Raw genomic sequence first — 21618 nt, 5'->3', positions numbered from 1 at the left:
CATACTTCAAAAACTCTTGGTTTAGATGGCTTTAAGCTCTAAGCCAGAAGCCTTCCCGCAGTAGCATTTCAGCTTTAACATGCTTCTTATAACTATTAAGCTTTTTCACTTTACACCTGCTTTTTGATGTTATATAGAATTTGGCTTTTATGGTCAACCTATATCAGGGACATAAACCTATTTACTATTCACCATTCACAATTCGCAATTAACTCCCTTTTTCACTAACTTTCCCGCTATCCTGAAATTTCCAAATTTCAGCTACTAACAAAAAAACTCAATATGAAAAAACTCGTCCTGCTCTTCACCTTTTGTCTTTTTTTAGCCTGTAACCAAAATTCCTCTTCCGAAGCAACAAAGCCTTCCGAAGTAAATTCAGAAAAAACCGCCAATGATTCTATTCCCAATTTCGGAATTGTAATTCACGGCGGCGCGGGCACGATTTTAAAAGAAAATATGACCGATTCCCTGGAGCAGGCCTATCGCGAAAAACTTGAGGAAGCGATAAGAACCGGGCATAAAATCCTGGCAAATGGCGGTACTGCCGTAGAGGCGGTGCGAAAAACCATAAATGTGATGGAAAACTCGCCGCTTTTCAACTCCGGCAAAGGTGCGGTTTTTACCAATGAAGAAACCAATGAGCTGGACGCTTCCATAATGGATGGCAAAACCCTGAATGCCGGCGCGGTGGCGGGAGTTTCTATAGTTAAAAATCCCATAGACCTGGCCTACGAAGTTATGGTGCATTCAGAACACGTGCTCCTGGCGGGGAAAGGCGCAGAACGTTTCGCTAAAGAACAGGGCCTGGAAATTGTTGACCCTTCTTACTTCTATACCCAAAACAGGTTCCGGAGCCTGCAACGGGTAAAAGAAAAGGAAAAAGCAGAGGCCGGTAACAAAATGGCATTCTACGATCCCTATATTAAAGATTCCAAATTTGGAACGGTAGGTTGCGCCGCGCTGGACAAAAATGGAAATCTTGCTGCAGGCACTTCTACAGGTGGCATGACCAACAAAAAATATAACCGCATAGGGGATTCTCCAATTATTGGCGCGGGTACTTATGCCAACAATAAAACCTGCGCGGTATCCGGTACCGGTTGGGGGGAGTTTTTTATACGTGGCGTGGTGGCTTATGATATTTCAGCACTTATGGAATACAAAGGCTTAAATTTACAGGAAGCAGCGAGCAAGGTGATCCAGGAAAAAAATCCCGAATTAGGCGGAAACGGTGGAATAATTGCCATAGACCATGAGGGGAACGTGGCTATGGAATTTAATACTGCCGGCATGTACCGGGCGAAAATGAACAAAAACGGGGAGCTGGAAATTGGGATTTATGGAGAATAATTTTCTTTTCCCCTGTTAAATGATATAAAAGCGGAAACTTTGTAACAATCACCATAATTTTATTACTCATCTTATAAATAGTATTATGAGCAAAATAACAAAACCAAAATCCCTGACCCTGATTTCTTCAGGAATGTTTATAATTGCGCTATCACAAATCCTTTCACATTATATTGAATTACCAGATTTTTTACAGGGCTTGTTAATGGGAATAGGAATTGCACTCTTGCTCTTAGCAGTATCTTTAGGTAAATTTAAACCTGCTCGGTAACAATATTTAGGACTTTACTCAAAAAATGGAAATTTGGAGGATTCCTTTTTTCGTAGGGAGTATAGAGTAAAATCGATTTCTTAGTCGGACATCTTTAACATAGAATTAGGCCTGGAAAATAGCCTTTTCAAAAAGTAGCTTTTACTTTTAGAAGTATAAAAATCCTGATTTTCATGAAACAACGGATTCTTCTAACCATAATTCTATGTGTTTTTCTGATTCCCTTTAGCCATAGCCAGGAATTAACAAGAGCACAGATTGATGATACCATAGCCAGCATTCCTTCTTTTTCCATTCATAAAAATAATTATTTTATTACCGGGGTTCCTGTAAATGAAGGTATTTCTAAACAAACCGCAGATGTAAAATACCAGATTAGTTTTAAACAACTGCTAACCCGTAAAACCCTTCCCTGGGACTCTTATTTATTTCTTACATATACCCAAACCGCCTTTTGGAATGTGTATGCCAAGTCCAGCCCATTCCAGGAAATCAATTTTAATCCAGGCATTGGTTTGGGTAAGCCCATTTACAATAAAGACGAAAAATTAATGGCTATGGGATACCTGCAGTATGAACATGAATCTAACGGCCGGGACAGTATTTATTCCAGGAGCTGGAACAGGCTTTCCTTAAGTTTTGAAGCTGCGCTTAATCCCCGCACCACGGTTAGGATAAAAGGATGGTTCCCATTTATGTATAAAAAAGATAATCCTGAAATCCTTGATTATTTGGGCCTGGGAGAAGTAAATATTTCTTACCAGTTACAGCCGGAAAAATGGATTCTTGATGTTCAGCTTCAAAAAGGCTTAAAAGACTGGTACGGATCTATAAGAGCCCAGCTTTTTTACAATCTGTTCAAAATGTCTAATCAGTACTTAATGCTGGAATGGTACAACGGCTATGGGGAGAGCCTGATTAGTTTTAAGGAGATAAGAAGCATGATAAGGATTGGATATGTAATAAGATCTAACAATCTCAACTTCTTCGAATTTTCATCCAAATAGAATTAACAATACTTTAAGTTCATTAGGTTCGGTTTGTTCCGAACCGATATTATCTTTGCGGCTTCTAATTTCAGAAGCTATCTAATTATGAACTGTTGTTCACCGGAAAAACGCAAATTAATTGAAGAAATAGGGGTGCACTTTGAAAGGGTGCACCAGTTGGCACCGCTGGCTGCAAGAATTTATGCCATAATGGTTTTATCTCCTGTAGATGGGAATACTTTTGAAGAGATCATGACCATTACCGAGGCCAGTAAAAGCTCCGTTTCTACCCAGCTTAATCTTCTTCTTCAGCTTAAAAAAGTAGATTATTTTACCAAATCCGGAGATCGTAAAAGATACTTCAGGGCCAACCGGCAGTACCTTAAAACCACACTGGAAGCTTACCTGGAAAATATTACTGAAGAAATAGAACTGGTGGATAAAATCACCAATTTTAATGCTACCTACAATAAAGAGAAATTCGAAAAAACCGGTACCACTTCCTTGCTTTTCAAAGATTACCTGCTAAACCAGGAACAAAATATTAGGAACACCATTAACAAAATGGCTGAAAAACAAAAAAACAAATAACACATCAAAATCAATTTCTGCTAAAAATGAAAGACCTATTTAAATATATAATTGTTGCCGCCGGGCTTTTAAGCATTATTTCCTGTGGTGATAACCAGGATGCACAACAGCAGGCACAGGGGCCAATGCCCTATCCCGTAATTGAAGTGCCCCAAAAAACGCTTACTTCATATTCCACCTATCCGGCAAGTATAGAAGGGATTGTTAATAGTGAGGTACGGGCAAAGGTATCTGGCTACATAACAGATGTACTGGTGGATGAAGGCGAAAAAGTAAAAAAAGGCCAGCTCCTTTTTAAACTGGAAACCCAGTCCTTAAACCAGGAGGCCGAGGCTGCCAAAGCCAACGTAAACGCCGCACAGGTAGAAGTAAACAAGCTAAAGCCGCTAGTGGAGAAAGATATCATTAGTGAGGTGCAGCTGGAAACCGCCAATGCCCAATTGCAGCAGGCTAAAAGCCAGTACAATTCTATTGCGGCAAATATTGGTTATGCCAATATTAAAAGCCCGGTTGATGGTTATGTGGGTTCCATACGGCTTCGCGAAGGTGCATTGGTAAGCCCCACCAGTGAACAGCCTTTAACTACGGTAAGCGATATTAGCCAGGTGTATGCCTATTTCTCTATGAACGAAACAGATTATCTTGATTTTATACAGGAACAAAACGGGCAGGATATCCAGCAGAAGATAGATTCTTTGCCAAAAGTGAAATTACGCCTTGCCAATGGCAGCATTTATGAGCAGGAAGGAAAAATTGAAACCATTAATTCCCAGATTAATAATAATACAGGGGCAATCTCTTTCAGGGCAAAATTTGACAATCCTTCCCGGATTCTTACCAATGGCAACAGTGGGACAGTGCTTATACCGCAAACCTATGAGAATGCCGTGGTGGTGCCACAGCAATCTACTTATGAACAACAGGGTTCTGTGCTTGTTTATAAATTGAACAGCGACCATACCGTTTCTTCCACCAGGCTGGAAGTTAAGGCCACTGTAGATAATTTATATATAGTGGCATCTGGCGTAAAAGCAGGTGACAGTATTGTAGCCAGCGGAGCCGGAAAACTTACTGCAAACGCATCTATAGAACCCCAGCCAACTGCTTTTGACAGCGTGGCCAAACCAATCGAGACTGTATTCAGATAATCGCTGACGAAAAAGAAAAATTATGCTAAAAACATTCATAGAAAGACCTGTACTCTCTACAGTTGTTTCCATTATATTGGTGATCCTGGGAGTTCTGGGAATGCTTAATTTACCCATTACCCAATATCCCGATATTGCACCACCAACTATTTCTGTTTCCACGTCCTATCCCGGGGCAAATGCCGAGACAGTCCTGGAAAGTGTTATTATTCCCATTGAAGAACAAATTAACGGGGTAGAAGGGATGACGTATTTAACTTCTACCGCCACTAATAACGGTACTGCTGAAATTACCGTGTTCTTTGACCAGGAGGTAGATCCCGATATTGCAGCCGTGAACGTCCAAAACCGTGTGGCCAGGGCTAACCCCCTCCTGCCTCAGGAAGTTAAGCAAACCGGTGTCACCACGCAAAAACAGCAAACCAGTGCGCTCATGTTCCTTTCTTTTTACAGTACCAATCCGGACTATGACGACACATTTATTCAAAATTACCTGAAGATTAACGTGATCCCGGAAATTCAAAGGGTGAATGGTGTTGGGAATGTAAATGTATTTGGAGGTAAAGATTATTCCATGCGCATCTGGCTGCAGCCAGATAAACTGGCTGCCTATAACCTGGTGCCTTCAGATGTTATTGCTTCATTAAATGAGCAAAGCCTTGAAGCCGCTGCAGGTTCCCTGGGAGAAAATAACGGAGAAGCCTTTTCTTACGTGATCAAGTACAGCGGGCGGTATAAAACCGAAGAACAATACAGTGATATTGTTATAAAAGCACTCGGCAACGGGGACTATCTCCGGCTAAAAGATGTGGCAAAAATTGAACTGGACGCACAATCCTATAGTGGTGGTTCCACTACAAAAGGATATCCAGCGGTAAACATGGGGATCTTCCAAACTAAAGGATCTAATGCGAGGGAAATTATCCAGACCATTAAAGATCGCCTGGATGAAATTGAAAATGAATTGCCCGAAGGCATCGAAATTTACATCCCTTACGATACCAACAACTTTCTAAACGCTTCTATTAGTAAAGTGGTTCATACTTTAATAGAAGCCTTTGTTCTGGTTTTTATAGTAGTATTTATTTTCCTTCAGGATTTCAGGTCTACCTTAATCCCTGCTATTGCCGTACCCGTTTCCATTATTGGGACTTTTTTCTTCCTGAATTTGTTTGGGTATTCCATAAACCTCTTAACCCTTTTTGCACTCGTACTGGCAATTGGTATTGTGGTAGATGATGCTATTGTGGTAGTTGAGGCCGTTCATTCCAAAATAGATGAAGGGGCCAATAATGTTAAAAATGCCACAGTAGATGCCATGCATGAAATCTCCGGGGCAATTATTTCCATTACCCTGGTAATGGCGGCAGTATTTATTCCCGTTACATTTGTGCAAGGCCCCACCGGGGTATTTTACGAACAGTTTGGAATAACTCTTATTGTAGCCATATTTATCTCTGCCGTAAATGCCCTAACGCTTAGTCCTGCTCTTTGCGCCCTTTTCCTTAAAAGCCATGAGGAAAAAAACAAACCAAGAAAAAACTTTCTGCAACGTTTCTTTAATGGATTTAACCGCGGTTTCAAAGCCGCGGTTAGCAGGTATGGAAGATCGGTGAACTTTTTATACCGAAATAAATGGATAACCGCAGTAATATTAATTTTAGCAGTGGCCGGAATCTGGTGGTCTTCCTCCACGGTCCCTACCGGTTTTGTCCCTGATGAGGACCGGGGGCTGATCTTTGTGAACGTGGAATTGCCCGCAGGCGCTTCTGTAGACCGTACCCATGAGGTGAATATGGAACTCTATAATAAAGTCAAGGATTTGCCTGGCGTGGAAGGAATGTCTGTTATTGATGGGAGAAGTTTATTAAGTGGTGCCGGGAGCAATTATGGTCTTGGCTTTATTAAACTTAATGATTGGGATGAGAGGGAGGATGATCAGTCTGTAGAAGCCATTACCCAGAAACTATTTGGAATCGCATCAACAATACCTGGAGCAAATATCATCTTCTTTGCCCCTCCAAGTATACCTGGTTTTGGGAACTCTTCAGGCTTTGAAGTAAATCTATTGGATCGCTCCGGCGGAAGTTTTGAAGACCTGGATGAAGCCAATCAGGAGTTTATTCAGAAATTATCACAACGTCCTGAAATTCAGTACGCGCAATCTTCTTTTAATACCCATTACCCTCAATACGAAATTGAGCTTAATGTTCCGCAGGCGAAGGAAAAAGGAGTTTCCATAAGAGAAATTTTCTCTACCCTGCAGGGGTATATTGGCGGTGTTTATGCGGCAGATTTTGCCAGATTTGGTAAACAGTATCGGGTATATGTGCAGGCATTGCCCCAGGATCGCGCCAATAAGGAAGATCTTAATAAACTGTTTGTAAGAACAGAAAGTGGAGAGATGACGCCTATTACGCAATTTGTGAACCTTAAGAGGGTTTACGGACCACAATCGGTAACACGATTTAACCTGTTTAACTCTACCAAAGTTACGGGTGCGGTAAATCCTGGTTTTAGTACCGGGGATGCCATAAATGCCGTGGAAGCAACTTCTGAAACCCTGTCAGACCAGTATGATATTGCCTACTCCGGCCTTACGCGGGAAGAAGTGAATGCCGGTAGCCAAACCACTACTATTTTCATGTTATCCATCCTTTTTGTGTACTTCCTGCTTGCGGCGCAGTACGAAAGTTATTTATTGCCTTTTGCAGTATTGCTTTCCCTGCCGCTGGGAGTTTTTGGAGCCTACATCACCACCAAATTCGCAGGACTTCAAAATAACATTTACTTTCAGATCGCTTTAATTATGCTGCTGGGTTTATTGGCGAAAAATGCGATTCTAATTGTGGAATTTGCCATACAACGCAGAAGGAGCGGAGAATCTATTGTAGATGCCGCGATTGATGGGGCCAAAGCGCGATTAAGACCTATTTTAATGACTTCTTTCGCCTTTATCCTTGGGCTGATGCCCCTGGTGCTGGCCACCGGAGTGGGAGCCGCTGGTAACCGCAGTATAGGGACTGGTGCCGCCGGAGGCTTGTTAATTGGTACCCTTACCGGGGTTTTTGTTATCCCTATCCTATTTATGCTTTTTGAATGGCTGCAGGAAAAGGTAAGTTCTAAACCCGCCCCCGATGCACACACGAATGAGAAGAATTTAGAATCTTAAAAAATGAAAAAGTTGAAATTATATAAATTCATACTGGCACCGGTAGTCCTGCTTTCTCTTCAGGCCTGTTTTGTCGCTAAAGATTATGAGCAGCCAGATATCGTAAAAGAAGAGCACTATCGTACCGATACTTTTCCCCAGGACTCCCTGAATATAGCCAATATTTCCTGGAGAGAGATTTTTACTGATCCCTTATTAACCGGATATATTGAGGAAGGACTGGAAAATAATATTGATATAAGGATAGCCTTGCAGCAGATACTTGCGGCAGAGGCTTACGTAAAACAGGGAAAAGCTGCTTATTTTCCCACGCTTAATGCCAATGCCCAAATGACGCACCAGGAACTTTCTTCCAACAGCCAGTTTGGGAGCCTGTTTTCCTCCATTGATCAATATGAAATTAGCGGTGCACTTTCCTGGGAAGCGGATATCTGGGGGAGGATTACCAGTACAAAAAAAGCATTCCAGGCCAGGTACCTCCAAACAGTGGCAGCGCATAAAGCTGTAAAGACTCGTTTAATTGCTGATATTGCTTCCAATTACTACCAGTTACTGGCTCTTGATGAACAAATAAGGATCACCAGGCAAACTATAGAAAACAGGGAAAACAGCCTGGAAACTACAGAAGCTTTAAAAGAAGCAGGAAACGTAACTGAAGTGGGGGTTAAACAAACAGAAGCACAACTATATACCGCCCGGGCCATTTTAATAGATCTTGTAAACCAGCAGCGCCTTCTGGAAAATTCTTTTTCTATTCTGCTGGGAGAAGCGCCCATGCAAATAGAAAGAACAGATTTGTCACAACAGGAAATTACAACAGCTCTTCATATTGGAGTTCCTGCCCAGTTACTTAGAAACCGGCCAGATGTAATTGCCGCAGAATATAATCTTGTAAACGCATTCCAGTTAACCAATGCGGCAAGGGCAGATTTTTATCCATCCCTTACCTTATCTGCCACAGGCGGATTTCAGAGTTTGGACCTGAAAGAATTATTTGATCCCAATTCTTTATTTGCAACTATAGTTGGAGGGCTGGCACAGCCCATCTTTAATTCCAGAAGAATAAGGACCGAGTATGAAGTTTCCCAGGCAGAACAGGAACAGGCAAGGTTAAATTTCAGAGACACTTTTCTTACCGCCACCCGCGAAGTGATGGATGCGTTGTACTCTTACCAGGCGGCTACGGAAACTATTGAAGTGAGACAAAAGGAGTATAATGCTTATCAAACCGCCACAGATTATTCTGAAGAGTTGCTTAATAATGGCCTTGCAAATTATCTTGAGGTACTTACAGCAAGGGAAAATGCACTTAATTCCAGTCTTAATTTAATAGATGCAAGGTATAACCAGTTGCAATCTATGGTAGATTTATACCAATCTCTTGGAGGCGGCTGGCAATAAAATTGAAGCTTGTTTTGTTTAATTAGTTGTTGGTGAACAGCCCCGGAAGCATAAACTTTCCGGGGCTGTTTAGTTAATTTAACTTGCTCCCTTTTGCCGCCCACCAAGGATACACTTCAATTTTTAGCCTTCCGGCTTTTACCATAGGATCGGCCTTTGCCAGGCTATCGGCTGTATTTTGATCTGGAGTGTTATAAATTGCAATCCCGCGGATTTCTCCTTCTTCCCCCATGGGTCCCGCAAGGCTAAGGTAACCTTCTTCAGCCATCCTTTGCAGGTGTGCCATATGCTGTTGTTGTAAACCAGCAACCACTGCAGAATCCTGGTTCCTGTTTTGGCCTGATTTTAAAAGAACCAGGTAGTACTGCTGCATGAGATAAGCAGTATCTCCCGCATTATAGGTGAAGGCCTGGTAGCCTTCTTCTTTTAAATCTTCTAATTTTACCTCAATGCGCTCCGTGACCTTCTTTTTCCTTTCAACCTTACCGGTAGCAGGAATTCCGCGCGTTTTCTCTACCGGCTGTTCACAGGATAAAAACCCAACAGAGAAAGCTAACGCCAATAGTAGTCTTTTCATCATTTCACATTTATTTTGAATTTTTCCATTGCGAGTAAGGGTTCTTACTAAGAAGTGAATTGTAATATTTCTTATCCCCTGTAACCTCTTCTCCCAGCCATTCTGGTTTTTCAAATTCTTCTTCTTCTCGATTCAATTCCACCTCGGCAACAATAAGCCCTTCATTACTTCCGTGAAATTCATCCACTTCAAAAATGTGGCTGCCTATTTTTACCAGATATCGCACTTTTTCTATGGGATCAGGTTCGGCAATTTTTAGAAGATCTTTAGCTTCTTCCACAGGAATCTCTGTTTCCCATTCAAACCTGCTCAACCCATTCTCTGAAGATTTTCCTTTTACGGTTATATAAGCTTTTTCTCCCTTTGTACGAATCCTCACCGTGCGCTCCGCATGGGAGTTAAGATATGCCTGGACAATTTTTTCCTTTTTTTCTGACTGGTTTTTAAAATCTTCAGAAGTAACTAAAAATTTTCTTTCTATTTCCATACTTATCATTCATCTTGTTTGGCAATTTTCTCTATTTCATCAGATTCAATCCTGGTTTTATGATAACCATCCTTTGCCACCAGGATCATTGCTTCAGCTATTGTTTCCGCAGCAACAGATCTATATTTTCTAAATGGTCCCTTCAGCAAAGGATTAAGGACCTTTATGAGCGCTTTGGCAATATTCTCTCCTGTACGGGTTTCATTTCTATTCCCAACGATAAGGGAAGGCTTGAAAATATAAGTTTTCCTGATGTTGCATTGCAGCACATCCCGCTCCATTTTACCTTTTATTTTATTATAAAAAATCTTGCTTTTAGGATCTGATCCCATCGCTGAAACCACTAAAAAACAGGGAATGTTATTAGCTTCACACAATTTTGCCGCAGTTACCGGTATCCCATAATCTATGGCTTTGTATTTTTGCTTATCGGGAGTTTTACTTTTAGTGGTTCCTATACAACAAAAAACCTCATCGGCTTTAAATTCTTCAGCATGCTTTTCCAGCTCAAACAGGTTAATTAAATGCTCCTCGATTTTTACGTCCGGCACATGGGCAGGGCTTCTGGAAAAGAGCAGGATCTTTGAGTAATCTGCATTTTCCAGCAATTTACGGAGCAAAATTCCGCCAGTAAGGCCTGTAGCTCCTAAAACGATTGCGGTTTTCTGTTTCATATACAGATATATTTCAGCTAGGATAGAATAAAGATATTATAAATTTGCATTGTGGAAAGCCATCGCAAAATAATTCATATAGATATGGACGCTTTTTATGCTTCCGTAGAACAGCTGGATAATCCGGAACTGCGGGGCAAGGCTATTGCCGTTGGCGGCAGCTCACAACGAGGCGTGGTTAGCGCTGCAAGTTACGAGGCCAGAAAATTTGGTGTGCGCAGTGCCATGAGCAGTGTAATAGCTAAAAGGAACTGCCCGCAGCTTATTTTTGTGAAAACCCGCTTTGACAGATATCGGGAAATTTCCAGTCGGATAAGAGAAATTTTCCTGGAATATACAGATTTGGTGGAACCCCTTTCTCTGGATGAAGCTTACCTTGATGTAACCCATAACAAGAAAGGCAATCCCAGTGCTACCTTAATTGCCAGGGAAATTCGGCAAAAAATTAAAGACAAAACCGGCCTGAATGCTTCAGCTGGAATTTCCATAAATAAATTTATTGCTAAAATAGCCAGTGATTACAACAAGCCAAATGGGCAAAAAACAGTAAATCCTGAAGAGGTGGAAGCATTCCTGGAAAATCTGGATATCAGGAAATTTCATGGTGTAGGCAAGGTTACTGCTGAAAAAATGTACCGGCTGGGAATTTTCACGGGTAAAGATTTAAAAACGAAATCGGAAGAATATCTCACGGAACATTTCGGGAAAAGTGGGGGCTATTATTTTAATGTGGTAAGGGGCATACATCTAGGCGAAGTAAAGCCAAACCGGATAAGAAAATCTCTGGGCGCCGAAAGGACTTTCAATGAAAATATTTCTTCGGAAATTTTCATGCTGGAGCGGCTGGAGAATATCGCTGAAGAAATAGAACGCCGGCTTCAGAAGAGCAAAGTGGCCGGGAAAACAGTCACCCTGAAGATCAAGTACAGTGATTTTACGCTGCAAACCCGGAGCAAAACCATTTCTTATTTTATTTCCAGTAAAGAACTGATCCTGGAACAGGCAAAAGAGCTGTTATACCAGGAGAAAATGAAAGAATCTGTAAGACTGCTGGGGATTTCCCTTTCTAATTTAAATACCGACAAAGTTGAAGTAAAAGAAGAAAAGAAGAAAATTGAGGTACAGCTGAAGTTTGAGTTTTAAATAATAAAAGCCATGAATGCAACCATAAGTGTACATTCATGGCTTTTTTATAAGAAGTTACTCAATTTCAGAAACTCTTAATGTATTTACCATTCCTTTATCAGAAATAGGCATTGCTGCCAGATTAATGGTAAAATCTCCAGGTTGTACAAAACCATTGGTTTTTGCCATAACATTTATATCCTCAATAGTTTCATCTGTACTGCTGAACTTGTCATAATGAAAAGCTTTCACTCCCCAGAGCAGGCTCAATTGGGAAAGAATCCTGGCATTTGAAGTAAATACCAAAATATGAGACTCCGGGCGCCATGCTGAAATCTGGAATGCCGTATAACCACTGTTGGTAAGGGTACAGATTGCCTTGGCTTTAATCTCATTTGCCATGTGCGCGGCGTGATAACAAACAGATTTTGTAATGTATCTTTTTGTTCGTACGTGCGGCGGATCATGCGGCACCTTGATTAATGGCGAATTTTCAACGCTTTCAAGAATCTGACACATCTTTTCGATAACCTGAACAGGATACTGCCCTACCGAAGTTTCTCCACTAAGCATCACGGCGTCTGCCCCGTCCATAACAGAGTTTGCCACGTCGTTCACCTCTGCCCTCGTGGGGGTAAGACTGGAAATCATGGTTTCCATCATTTGAGTAGCGATAATTACCGGGATCCGGGCTTTTTTAGCCACTAAAACCAGTTTTTTCTGGATTAACGGTACTTCCTGGGCTGGAATTTCCACACCAAGATCACCACGCGCAACCATTAAACCGTCACAATAAGCAACGATTTTTTCAATATTTTGAACCCCTTCAGGCTTTTCTATTTTGGCTACAATTGGAATCTTATGCTCACTATGTTCCTTTATCAAATTTTGAAGTTCAATTAAATCTTCTGCATGACGTACAAAAGACAGTGCCATCCAGTCTACTTCCATTTCACAGGCAAAAATGGCATCTTTTACATCCTTTTCAGTTAAAGCAGGAAGCGAGATTTTGGTATTTGGAAGGTTTACTCCTTTTTTAGATTTTAAAGGACCTCCTTGTATAACCTTAGTCTTCACCTCATTTTCCCTGTTGGTGCTCACTACCTCAAAAATCAGCTTTCCGTCATCCAGGAGAATACGTTCCCCGGGGTTCACATCCTGTGGAAAAGTATCGTAGTTCATATACACCCTTTCTGCGGTACCCGTAAACTCTTCTCCGGTAGCGAAAATAATTTCATCTCCCTTAGAAACCACCACCTCTTCTTTCATGGTTCCCACCCTAAGTTTAGGGCCTTGTAGATCTCCAAGAATGGCAGCATTAAAATTGTGTTCTTTATTTAAATTGCGGATCATTGCTATCCGCTCTCTCACATCATTATAATCAGCATGCGAAAAATTAACCCTGAAGACGTTAACTCCGGCCTGGAGCATGTCGTATAAAACTTCTTTAGTACTTGTAGCAGGCCCCAGGGTCGCTACGATTTTCGTCTTTTTATTTGTTGGCATTATTCAAAAATTAAATTTTCCTTAGATTTTAAATTTTCCACGTTTATTTTATACGCGGCCAAAACCTGGGGAATATTATTAATAATATTCACAAGTTTTGTAAATTTTTGATCCTGTACATATTCTCCTATTTTAAGGAAGTAGTCTACTTTCTTATATTCCGGAACAAGCTGCATTTCCAGAGGCCTTACTTCTTCTTCATTAAAAAGGGAACCCGAACTGAGGACCTTTTTTGCCTGGCCTTTATATTTATTGCAGACAAGATGATATGTACAATGTGTTTTGGGATCTTTTGAAGTATATAAAGCATACATGGCCTGAACCGCTTTATAGTTAAAATCTACATCGCGCCGGGCTCTTTTGAGATGCAAATGTAGATACTTGTTTAACAAATAGGCCATCCTGAATTCTTCAACAGAACAATAAATAGCTATTAATTTAAAATTGTCTTCCTCTACTTCATCCAACAACATTTTATGCGCCTGCATAACCTCAAAATACTTTAGGGTTAAAGATAAAATAAGAATGCTAAAATGAAGTGGGAAGGGCTTAGAATTTTACTATTTTTCTACGAAAACGTTATAGTTTCCACTAAATTCGTAAAATTATTTCATTTTATTTTGAAGTGCGTAATAAGCACGTTTAGACGCCTTTTCTTCGGCTTTCTTCTTTGAGGTCGCCCTGGCCTTTGCCACTACCCGGTCATCAATGCGTAGTTTTACTGCAAAATGCTTTAGTTCATCATTTCCTGTATCTTCATAAACCTCGTAATCAAACTCTTTTTTCTGCTTCTGGCACCATTCAATAAGCAGGCTTTTGTAGCTTATCACTTTACCTTCCAGCTGTTCAATATCCACATATGGCTCTATTACGCTTTCAAAAATAAACCTGCGGCAGTATTTATATCCACGATCCAGGTAAATCGCTCCCACCAGTGATTCAAACAGGTTCCCATGAATGTTTACTCCAAACTGGTCCTTCGGGATATTGGTTTGGACAAAGGAGAGCAGTTTAAGATCTTTACCCAATTCATTTAAATGCTTACGGCTAACTACTTTAGAACGCATTTTGGTAAGGTAGCCTTCATTGCCTCCGGGCACCGCCCTAAATAGATGAGAAGCGATTACCGCGCTAAGCATAGCATCTCCTAAAAATTCCATGCGTTCATAATTAACCGCATTTCCATCTTCATCTTTAATATTCATGGAACGGTGGGTAAATGCCTTTTTATAATGGGAAATATTCCTGGGGCGGAAGCCAAGGATTTTATGCATTTCAGCAAAAAAATTCCCGCCTTTGGAAGAGCGGGAATTTAATATGTTGTGAATAACACCCATCTTAAATGGTTATTCCTGAAATTTTTTAAATAAAACACAGGCATTATGCCCGCCAAAACCAAATGTATTGCTCATCACGACGTTTACCTCCCGTTTCTGAGCTTTGTTAAGGGTCAGGTTCAATTCAGGGTCAATGTTTGAATCTGGGTTTTCATGATTTATTGTTGGAGGGACAATGCCATACTTCATAGAAAGAATTGCCGAAATGGCTTCTATAGCACCGGCAGCTCCCAATAAGTGCCCAGTCATTGATTTGGTTGAATTGATATTGATGTTTTTAGCATGGTCCCCAAAAACTTTTCCAATAGCCTTTAACTCGGCCACATCTCCTAAAGGAGTAGATGTTCCATGGGTATTAATGGCATCAACATCTTCGGGATTCATTCCCGCGTTCCTTAAACAATTCTTCATTACGGCCACAACTCCGTCTCCTTCTGGATGTGGAGCCGTCATGTGGTAAGCGTCTGAAGATAAGCCTCCGCCTAAAACTTCAGCATAGATTTTTGCTCCTCTTGCCTTTGCGTGTTCATATTCTTCCAATATGAGCGCGCCGGCACCTTCTCCAAGAACAAAGCCATCGCGCTCGGCATCAAAAGGCCTTGAAGCGGTCTCGGGACTTTCATTTCTTGTGGAGAGCGCATGCATGGCATTAAAACCACCCATTCCGGCAATGGTTACTGCTGCTTCAGAACCTCCCGATACAATCACATCACTATATCCAAGCCTGATGTTGTTAAGCGCATCTATCATGGCATTAGCAGATGACGCACAGGCAGAAACCGTGGTATAGTTGGCTCCCATAAACCCGTGACGAATAGAGATGTTACCCGGGGCAATATCTGCAATCATCTTAGGAATAAAGAATGGATTGAATCTGGGACTTCCGTCCCCTTCAGCAAAATTGATCACCTCATCCTGAAAGGTTTCCAGGCCACCAATTCCGGCTCCCCAAATTACCCCCACACGATATTTATCTACAACGTCAAGATCCAATTCTGAATCTTTTATGGCTTCATCTGAAGCAACTATCGCATACTGGGCAAATCTGTCGAGTCTTCTTACTTCTTTGCGGTCAAAGTAATCTAAAGGATCGAAATTTTTGAGTTCACAAGCGAATTTGGTTTTGAATTTCTCGGTATTGAAGTAGGTGATAGGTGCACTACCACTTTTTCCATTCACCAATCCATCCCAATATTCTTCAATATTGTTACCAACGGGGGTTAGTGCTCCCAATCCCGTTACTACAACTCGCTTTAACTCCATATGGTTTTTTGCTTTTTATTTTTTCGCGTCTTCGATATAAGAAATTGCCTGACCAACAGTTGCAATGTTTTCTGCCTGGTCATCTGGGATCTGAATGTCAAATTCTTTTTCAAATTCCATGATCAATTCCACTGTATCCAATGAATCAGCACCCAAGTCGTTGGTGAAGCTGGCTTCGTTTACAACTTCGTTCTCGTCAACACCTAATTTGTCCACGATTATCGCTTTTACTCTTGATGCAATGTCTGACATAATATTTTGTTTTAATTTTGATTAGGTGGCAAAAATAAAAAACTTTATTTTAAAACCGATTTTTACTTTAAAAATGTGAATGTAATTTACGTAAAATCACCGAAACCGATTAATTTTACATCCTAATTAATGTTAATAAACTCATTTTGAGGATCCAGCCAAATAAGAAGCAAAAAAAGATCGTGATCTTTGCATCAGGTTCCGGAACGAATACTGAAAATATTATAAAATATTTCCAGGATTCTCCCTCAACCCGCGTGGTGGCTGTGTTTTCTAACAGAAAAACTGCAGGGGTTCTGAGAAAAGCGCACGATCTTAATGTAAAAGCCTTGCATTTTGACCGGGATTCTTTTTACTATTCCAATGAAGTTCTTTACGTTTTAAAGGATATAAATCCTGATTTAATTGTACTGGCAGGTTTTCTTTGGGTGGTCCCGCAAAATATTATCAGGAAATTTTCAAACAAAATTATTAATATTCACCCTGCGCTTTTACCCCGTTATGGAGGCAAAGGAATGTATGGGGAAAAAGTTCATGAAGCGATTATTGAAAATAAGGAAAAGGAAAGCGGTATAACCATACACTATGTAAATGAAAATTATGATGAGGGAAAAATTATCTTTCAAACTACAGTGGCTATAGATCCTGCAGATACTCCAGAGAGTCTTGCGGAAAAAATACATACTCTCGAATACAGCCATTTTCCTAAGATAATTGAAGAACTCCTCGAAAACAACAACTAGTGCTGCAGCCACAGGTTCATATTTTTACAGATGGTGCTGCAAGGGGAAATCCCGGCCCGGGCGGCTATGGAATTGTGATGGAATGGGTGGGAAAACCTTACCGTAAAGAATTTTCCAAAGGTTATAAGCATACCACTAACAACAGGATGGAATTAAGGGCGGTTATTGAGGCCTTAAAAAAATTAAAAATGCCCGGACTTGAAGTGCTCATTTTCACCGACTCTAAATATGTGGTAGATTCCGTAGAAAAAAAATGGGTGCTTGGCTGGGAGAAAAAAGGCTTTAAGGATCGCAAAAATGCGGATTTGTGGAAAGAATTTTTAAGAGAGTACCGAAAGCATAAGGTGAGGTTCCAATGGATAAAGGGACATAACGACCATCCTCAAAACGAACGTTGTGATGCCCTGGCCGTAGCTGCTTCAAAGGAAAAAAAATTACTTATAGACGAAGGTTTTCAGCAAGTGTAAGCCCATTTTTTCAGAGAGAAACAACTCTTATAAGAGCGGTGAAACACCTTGGCATTACTAACTTCTTATACCCTTGCCAAATATTCTGAACGTATCAATAATACGTGAACTCATACGTGTAAGTCTGATATAAAAAATCATCGGCAGTACTCCATTTCTTATTCAAATAAGTAGGATAATTTTCCTCATTTAATTCATAATTATATTCTACGTACCCCACTTTTTCATTTGAATCACTATCAAATTCTTCAGCTGCTATTACAATATTTTCTGAAGAATAATTAAAGATGTTTCTGAAGTATACAGGCTTAAGATTTCTATAAGGGTGAAAGCTGTCACCATGCGTGTAAGTGAGATATATTGATCCAAAAATATTACCTGTATCCTCCATGCGAGTTAAATTTCCACTAGAATCATATTCCATACTAATTGTACTTTCAATATATTCCAGACTTTCACAAGTTGCATTTTCCTGGAAATCATGTTCATAATTTATAACTTTGGTTACTAATCCTCGCGGGTTGTATTCATATTCAATTTTATCTACGGTGGGATCTATAAGAAAACTTCCATCTTCCTGGGTTAAAACGACATGAATACAACTCTGAACAATTTTATCATCTTCATATAGGAATGTGGCGATCTCCTCCCTTTTTTCGCCAAATGGATTCAGCATTGATAAAGTGAATGATTCCATCCTGCCGTTAACATCGTAGAAATATTCAAAACTGCCATTGCCATCATAAACAGAATTTATATCAACTTTTGAGATGGTTCCATTTGCATTGTAATAAAAGGTGCTTTCCTTTTCCAGAATTCCAAATGCATATTCTTTTTCAGATTTTAAGAGATTGCCTTCAGAATTGTTGGGTTCAGGATCATTTGGGCTATCTGAAGAACAGGAAAAAATAAAAAGCAGGGACACTAAAAAAAAAGATTTACGCATGAGTTGATTGATTATAATGAGACCTTTGGATTAATTAAGCTGAATAAATATAGATAAAACATTCATAATAAATGAAATAATTAATTTTAACAGTAACAACAGCTATATCTAAAATTATGCTTTTTTGATTATTTATCCTGCATAAAAAGTAGCAAAGGCTTATAGAATCTATATCTGGACAATAGTAAATTCAAATATCACCTAATCCTTCATTTGGTTTATCTCTTGAAAAACAAACTGTATATTTGCAGCGTATTTTAAATCCCGTTATGAGTAAATTATTAATTGTAGGCACTGTTGCCTTTGATGCCATTGAAACCCCATTTGGAAAAACTGATAAAATCCTTGGTGGCGCCGCCACCTACATTGGGCTTTCTGCCGCACAATTTGATACGAACAGCGCTATTGTTTCTATTATAGGAGACGATTTTCCACAGGAGTATCTTGATCTTTTCAAAGATAATAACATTAATATTGAAGGTATAGAGATGGTAAAAGGCGGAAAAACTTTCTTTTGGAGCGGCCGTTACCACAACGATCTTAATTCCCGGGACACCCTGGATACACAATTAAATGTGCTGGCCGATTTTCAACCCGTGGTGCCGCAATCTTATAAGGATGCTGAATTTGTCATGCTGGGCAACCTGCACCCCCTTGTACAGCTAAGTGTACTGGAACAGGTTGAAAATCCCAAACTTGTGGTGCTGGATACCATGAACTTCTGGATGGACAATGCTTTGGAAGATCTTAAAACGGTAATTGCCAAAGTAGATGTGATTACTATTAATGATGAAGAAGCAAGACAATTATCGGGGGAATATTCCCTTGTAAAAGCGGCCAGGAAAATTGAAGAAATGGGCCCAAAATATGTGGTGATTAAAAAAGGAGAACACGGAGCTTTATTATTTCATGAAGAAGAAATCTTTTTTGCACCCGCTTTACCACTTGAAGAAGTTTTTGATCCTACCGGAGCAGGAGACACTTTTGCCGGAGGCTTTAGCGGATATTTGGCAAAAACCGGAGATATTTCTTTTGAAAACATGAAAAATGCCATTATTTACGGTTCTAATCTGGCATCTTTCTGTGTGGAAAAATTTGGTACGGAGCGAATGCAGGAACTTTCCAGAGAAGAAGTACACTCCCGGCTTAGGGATTTTAGAAAACTAACTCAATTTGAAATAGAATTAACGTAGATTTTTGCCCTGTAATTTCAGGGCTTTTTTTGTGACCAATGCGAAACCATTAACAAGGTAATTATATATGTATGAGTGATGCCCTTAAACACGAATGTGGAATTGCGCACATCCGCCTTTTGAAACCATTAGAGTATTATAAAGAAAAGTACGGCAGTGCATTTTATGGTGTAAATAAAATGTACCTGATGATGGAAAAACAGCATAACCGGGGACAGGATGGTGCCGGTTTTGCAAGCATTAAATTAAATACCGCTCCGGGAGAAAGATATATTAGCAGGGTAAGGTCCAACCAGGCGCAGCCCATACAGGATATTTTCGAGCAGATCAACCAGAGAATAAATGACGAGATTAAGGAAAATCCCGAATATGCCGATAATGTTGCCCTTCAGAAAAAATATATTCCATACCTGGGAGAAGTTTTTCTTGGGCATGTACGTTATGGCACCTTTGGTAAAAACAGCATTGAAAGCGTTCACCCTTTCCTAAGACAGAACAACTGGATGCACCGTAACCTTATTGTGGCCGGGAATTTTAATATGACCAATGTAAACAAGCTTTTTAATAATCTTGTGGAGTTAGGGCAACATCCAAAAGAAAAAGCAGATACGGTCACCGTTATGGAAAAGATCGGGCACTTTTTAGATTCTGAGGTACGCAAACTCTATAAAAAATTAAAAAAAGAAGGTTATAACAAGCAGCAGGCTTCCCCACACATTGCAGAGCAGCTAAACGTTGCCAAAATCCTTAGAAAATCTTCGAAGAACTGGGATGGTGGGTATGCCATGGCAGGGCTTATGGGGCATGGCGATTCTTTTGTGTTAAGGGATCCTGCGGGTATACGCCCAGCCTATTATTATAAAGATGATGAAGTAGTGGTTGTTGCCTCAGAAAGGCCGGTAATTCAAACCGTCTTTAATGTGAAGTTTGAGGAGGTGCAGGAACTGGCACCGGGCCATGCCATAATTACCAAGAAAAACGGTAATGTATCCATTGAGCAGATTATTGAACCCCTGGAAAGAAAAGCCTGTTCTTTTGAACGCATCTATTTCTCCCGCGGTAGCGATGCCGAGATTTATAAGGAACGGAAAATGCTGGGCAAGCTTTTAATGCCGGATGTCCTAAAGTCCATAGACCATGATACCCAGAATACCGTTTTTTCCTTTATCCCCAATACCGCCGAAACTTCTTTCTACGGAATGGTGGAAGCAGCCCAGGACGAACTCAGCAAACAAAAGAATGAAGCCATATTAGCTGAAAAAGCATCCCTTACCGATGCTCGGCTTCAGGAAATACTTTCTCACCGGCTACGGACTGAAAAAATCGCCATAAAAGATGTAAAGCTGCGCACCTTTATTACCGAAGACAGCAGCCGGGACGACCTTGTGGCCCATGTATACGATGTAACATACGGAGTGGTAAGGCCAGACGATAATCTGGTGATTATAGACGACAGCATAGTGAGAGGCACAACCCTGAAAAAAAGCATTGTTAAAATGCTGGACCGGCTTAATCCAAAACAAATTGTGGTGGTTTCTTCAGCCCCGCAAATAAGATACCCGGATTGCTACGGGATAGATATGGCCAGGTTAGAAGACCTTGTGGCCTTTAGAGCCGCACTCGAGTTGCATAAAGAAAACAATTCTTATGCTATGGTAAAAGAGGTGTATGAAAAGTGTAAAGAACAGGTAGACCTGGAAGATAAAGAAGTTCAAAACTTTGTAAAGGAAATTTATGAACCCTTTACAAATGAGCAACTTTCTGACAAAATCGCAGAACTTATAAGCGAAACCCATGTTAAAGCTAAAGTAAAAGTAATTTACCAAACGGTTGAAAATTTGCACAAGGCTTGTCCAAAGAACCTGGGGGACTGGTATTTTACAGGAAATTATCCTACCCCGGGAGGCAACAGGGTGGTAAACCGCGCATTTATCAACTTTTATGAAGGCACAAAAGGCAGGGCCTATTAAAATTTTGCACTTTAACTAAATTATGGGTTGTTAGTCTAAAATAGTTGTCCAGCTGTTTTATGTTAGCTACTTTGGTCTCACCATAAACATAAGTAGGTTAAGTTCATGGTAGATTTGGGGCAAAAAAAGGTGGATATCTTATCCGCCTTTTTTTAT

The 21618-nt window shown here is 40.4% G+C and carries 21 protein-coding genes; 12 read left to right on the top strand and 9 right to left on the bottom strand.

What is annotated here, in order from left to right:
* The first annotated feature begins 282 nt into the window (after positions 1-282).
* The 7 genes from AB8M93_RS12475 to AB8M93_RS12445 all read left to right on the top strand — a co-directional run bounded on the left by AB8M93_RS12475 (position 283) and on the right by AB8M93_RS12445 (position 8922).
* A complete protein-coding gene (locus AB8M93_RS12475; protein ID WP_373058137.1) occupies positions 283-1350 on the top strand; it encodes an isoaspartyl peptidase/L-asparaginase family protein in 1068 nt (355 codons plus the stop codon).
* Positions 1351-1435: 85 nt separating this feature from the next.
* A complete protein-coding gene (locus tag AB8M93_RS12470) occupies positions 1436-1621 on the top strand; it encodes a hypothetical protein (RefSeq protein WP_373058135.1) in 186 nt (61 codons plus the stop codon).
* A 173-nt stretch (positions 1622-1794) separates the two neighbouring features.
* Positions 1795-2628, top strand: coding sequence for a phospholipase A (locus AB8M93_RS12465; RefSeq protein WP_373058133.1), 834 nt, complete (start codon positions 1795-1797; stop codon positions 2626-2628).
* Positions 2629-2715: 87 nt separating this feature from the next.
* Positions 2716-3201 carry a GbsR/MarR family transcriptional regulator gene (locus tag AB8M93_RS12460; RefSeq protein ID WP_373058131.1) on the top strand — a complete coding sequence of 162 codons (486 nt, stop codon included), beginning with the start codon at positions 2716-2718 and terminating at the stop codon, positions 3199-3201.
* Between the two features lie 26 nt (positions 3202-3227).
* Positions 3228-4349, top strand: a complete 1122-nt coding sequence (locus tag AB8M93_RS12455; RefSeq protein ID WP_373058129.1) for an efflux RND transporter periplasmic adaptor subunit — start codon at positions 3228-3230, stop codon at positions 4347-4349.
* A gap of 22 nt (positions 4350-4371) precedes the next feature.
* Positions 4372-7521, top strand: a complete 3150-nt coding sequence (locus AB8M93_RS12450; protein WP_373058127.1) for an efflux RND transporter permease subunit — start codon at positions 4372-4374, stop codon at positions 7519-7521.
* A 3-nt stretch (positions 7522-7524) separates the two neighbouring features.
* Positions 7525-8922, top strand: a complete 1398-nt coding sequence (locus AB8M93_RS12445) for an efflux transporter outer membrane subunit (RefSeq protein WP_373058125.1) — start codon at positions 7525-7527, stop codon at positions 8920-8922.
* Between the two features lie 73 nt (positions 8923-8995).
* On the opposite strand, the gene AB8M93_RS12440 is transcribed toward AB8M93_RS12445, so the two are convergent.
* Genes AB8M93_RS12440 through AB8M93_RS12430 form a run of 3 tightly spaced genes read right to left on the bottom strand, consistent with a single transcriptional unit; the run spans position 8996 to position 10660 of the window.
* Complete coding sequence (locus tag AB8M93_RS12440) at positions 8996-9502, bottom strand: YciI family protein (protein ID WP_373058123.1); 507 nt, start codon at positions 9500-9502, stop codon at positions 8996-8998.
* 7 nt (positions 9503-9509) lie between these two features.
* On the bottom strand, positions 9510-9995 hold the full coding sequence (locus AB8M93_RS12435) for a CYTH domain-containing protein (RefSeq protein WP_373058121.1): 486 nt from the start codon (positions 9993-9995) through the stop codon (positions 9510-9512).
* Positions 9992-10660, bottom strand: coding sequence for an NAD(P)H-binding protein (locus AB8M93_RS12430; RefSeq protein ID WP_373058119.1), 669 nt, complete (start codon positions 10658-10660; stop codon positions 9992-9994). Before AB8M93_RS12430 ends, AB8M93_RS12435 begins: the two co-directional genes overlap by 4 nt.
* Before the next feature lie 51 nt (positions 10661-10711).
* On the opposite strand from AB8M93_RS12430, the gene dinB reads away from it, so the two are divergent.
* Positions 10712-11803, top strand: a complete 1092-nt coding sequence (gene dinB, locus AB8M93_RS12425) for a DNA polymerase IV (protein WP_373058117.1) — start codon at positions 10712-10714, stop codon at positions 11801-11803.
* Between the two features lie 57 nt (positions 11804-11860).
* Here dinB and pyk read toward each other — a convergent pair whose 3' ends face one another.
* The 5 genes from pyk to AB8M93_RS12400 form a co-directional block, all read right to left on the bottom strand.
* A complete protein-coding gene (pyk, locus tag AB8M93_RS12420; protein ID WP_373058115.1) occupies positions 11861-13291 on the bottom strand; it encodes a pyruvate kinase in 1431 nt (476 codons plus the stop codon).
* Positions 13291-13779: an IPExxxVDY family protein gene (locus AB8M93_RS12415; RefSeq protein ID WP_373058113.1), complete on the bottom strand. Its 489-nt coding sequence runs from the start codon at positions 13777-13779 to the stop codon at positions 13291-13293. Before AB8M93_RS12415 ends, pyk begins: the two co-directional genes overlap by 1 nt.
* A gap of 117 nt (positions 13780-13896) precedes the next feature.
* Complete coding sequence (gene rnc, locus AB8M93_RS12410) at positions 13897-14628, bottom strand: ribonuclease III (RefSeq protein ID WP_373058111.1); 732 nt, start codon at positions 14626-14628, stop codon at positions 13897-13899.
* Positions 14629-14637: 9 nt separating this feature from the next.
* Positions 14638-15891, bottom strand: a complete 1254-nt coding sequence (gene fabF / locus AB8M93_RS12405; protein ID WP_373058109.1) for a beta-ketoacyl-ACP synthase II — start codon at positions 15889-15891, stop codon at positions 14638-14640.
* Positions 15892-15906: 15 nt separating this feature from the next.
* Positions 15907-16143 (bottom strand): acyl carrier protein, encoded by a 237-nt coding sequence (locus AB8M93_RS12400; RefSeq protein WP_013069791.1) that lies wholly within the window; start codon positions 16141-16143, stop codon positions 15907-15909.
* Between the two features lie 182 nt (positions 16144-16325).
* On the opposite strand from AB8M93_RS12400, the gene purN reads away from it, so the two are divergent.
* On the top strand, positions 16326-16886 hold the full coding sequence (gene purN / locus AB8M93_RS12395) for a phosphoribosylglycinamide formyltransferase (RefSeq protein WP_373058107.1): 561 nt from the start codon (positions 16326-16328) through the stop codon (positions 16884-16886).
* On the top strand, positions 16886-17353 hold the full coding sequence (rnhA, locus tag AB8M93_RS12390) for a ribonuclease HI (RefSeq protein WP_373058105.1): 468 nt from the start codon (positions 16886-16888) through the stop codon (positions 17351-17353). The genes purN and rnhA overlap by 1 nt, the downstream gene beginning before the upstream one ends.
* 94 nt (positions 17354-17447) lie before the next feature.
* Here rnhA and AB8M93_RS12385 read toward each other — a convergent pair whose 3' ends face one another.
* Complete coding sequence (locus AB8M93_RS12385; RefSeq protein ID WP_373058103.1) at positions 17448-18299, bottom strand: hypothetical protein; 852 nt, start codon at positions 18297-18299, stop codon at positions 17448-17450.
* A 269-nt stretch (positions 18300-18568) separates the two neighbouring features.
* Here AB8M93_RS12385 and AB8M93_RS12380 point away from each other — a divergent pair, with 269 nt between their 5' ends.
* Complete coding sequence (locus AB8M93_RS12380) at positions 18569-19492, top strand: PfkB family carbohydrate kinase (RefSeq protein ID WP_373058101.1); 924 nt, start codon at positions 18569-18571, stop codon at positions 19490-19492.
* 71 nt (positions 19493-19563) lie between these two features.
* On the top strand, positions 19564-21462 hold the full coding sequence (locus AB8M93_RS12375) for an amidophosphoribosyltransferase (RefSeq protein ID WP_373058099.1): 1899 nt from the start codon (positions 19564-19566) through the stop codon (positions 21460-21462).
* Positions 21463-21618 lie beyond the last annotated feature (156 nt).

The sequence above is a fragment of the Autumnicola aciditolerans genome (assembly GCF_041679265.1).
Taxonomy (GTDB): Bacteria; Bacteroidota; Bacteroidia; order Flavobacteriales; family Flavobacteriaceae; genus Autumnicola.
The sequence above is the reverse complement of the archived record's forward strand: the minus strand, read 5'-3'. Positions and strand labels throughout refer to the sequence as shown.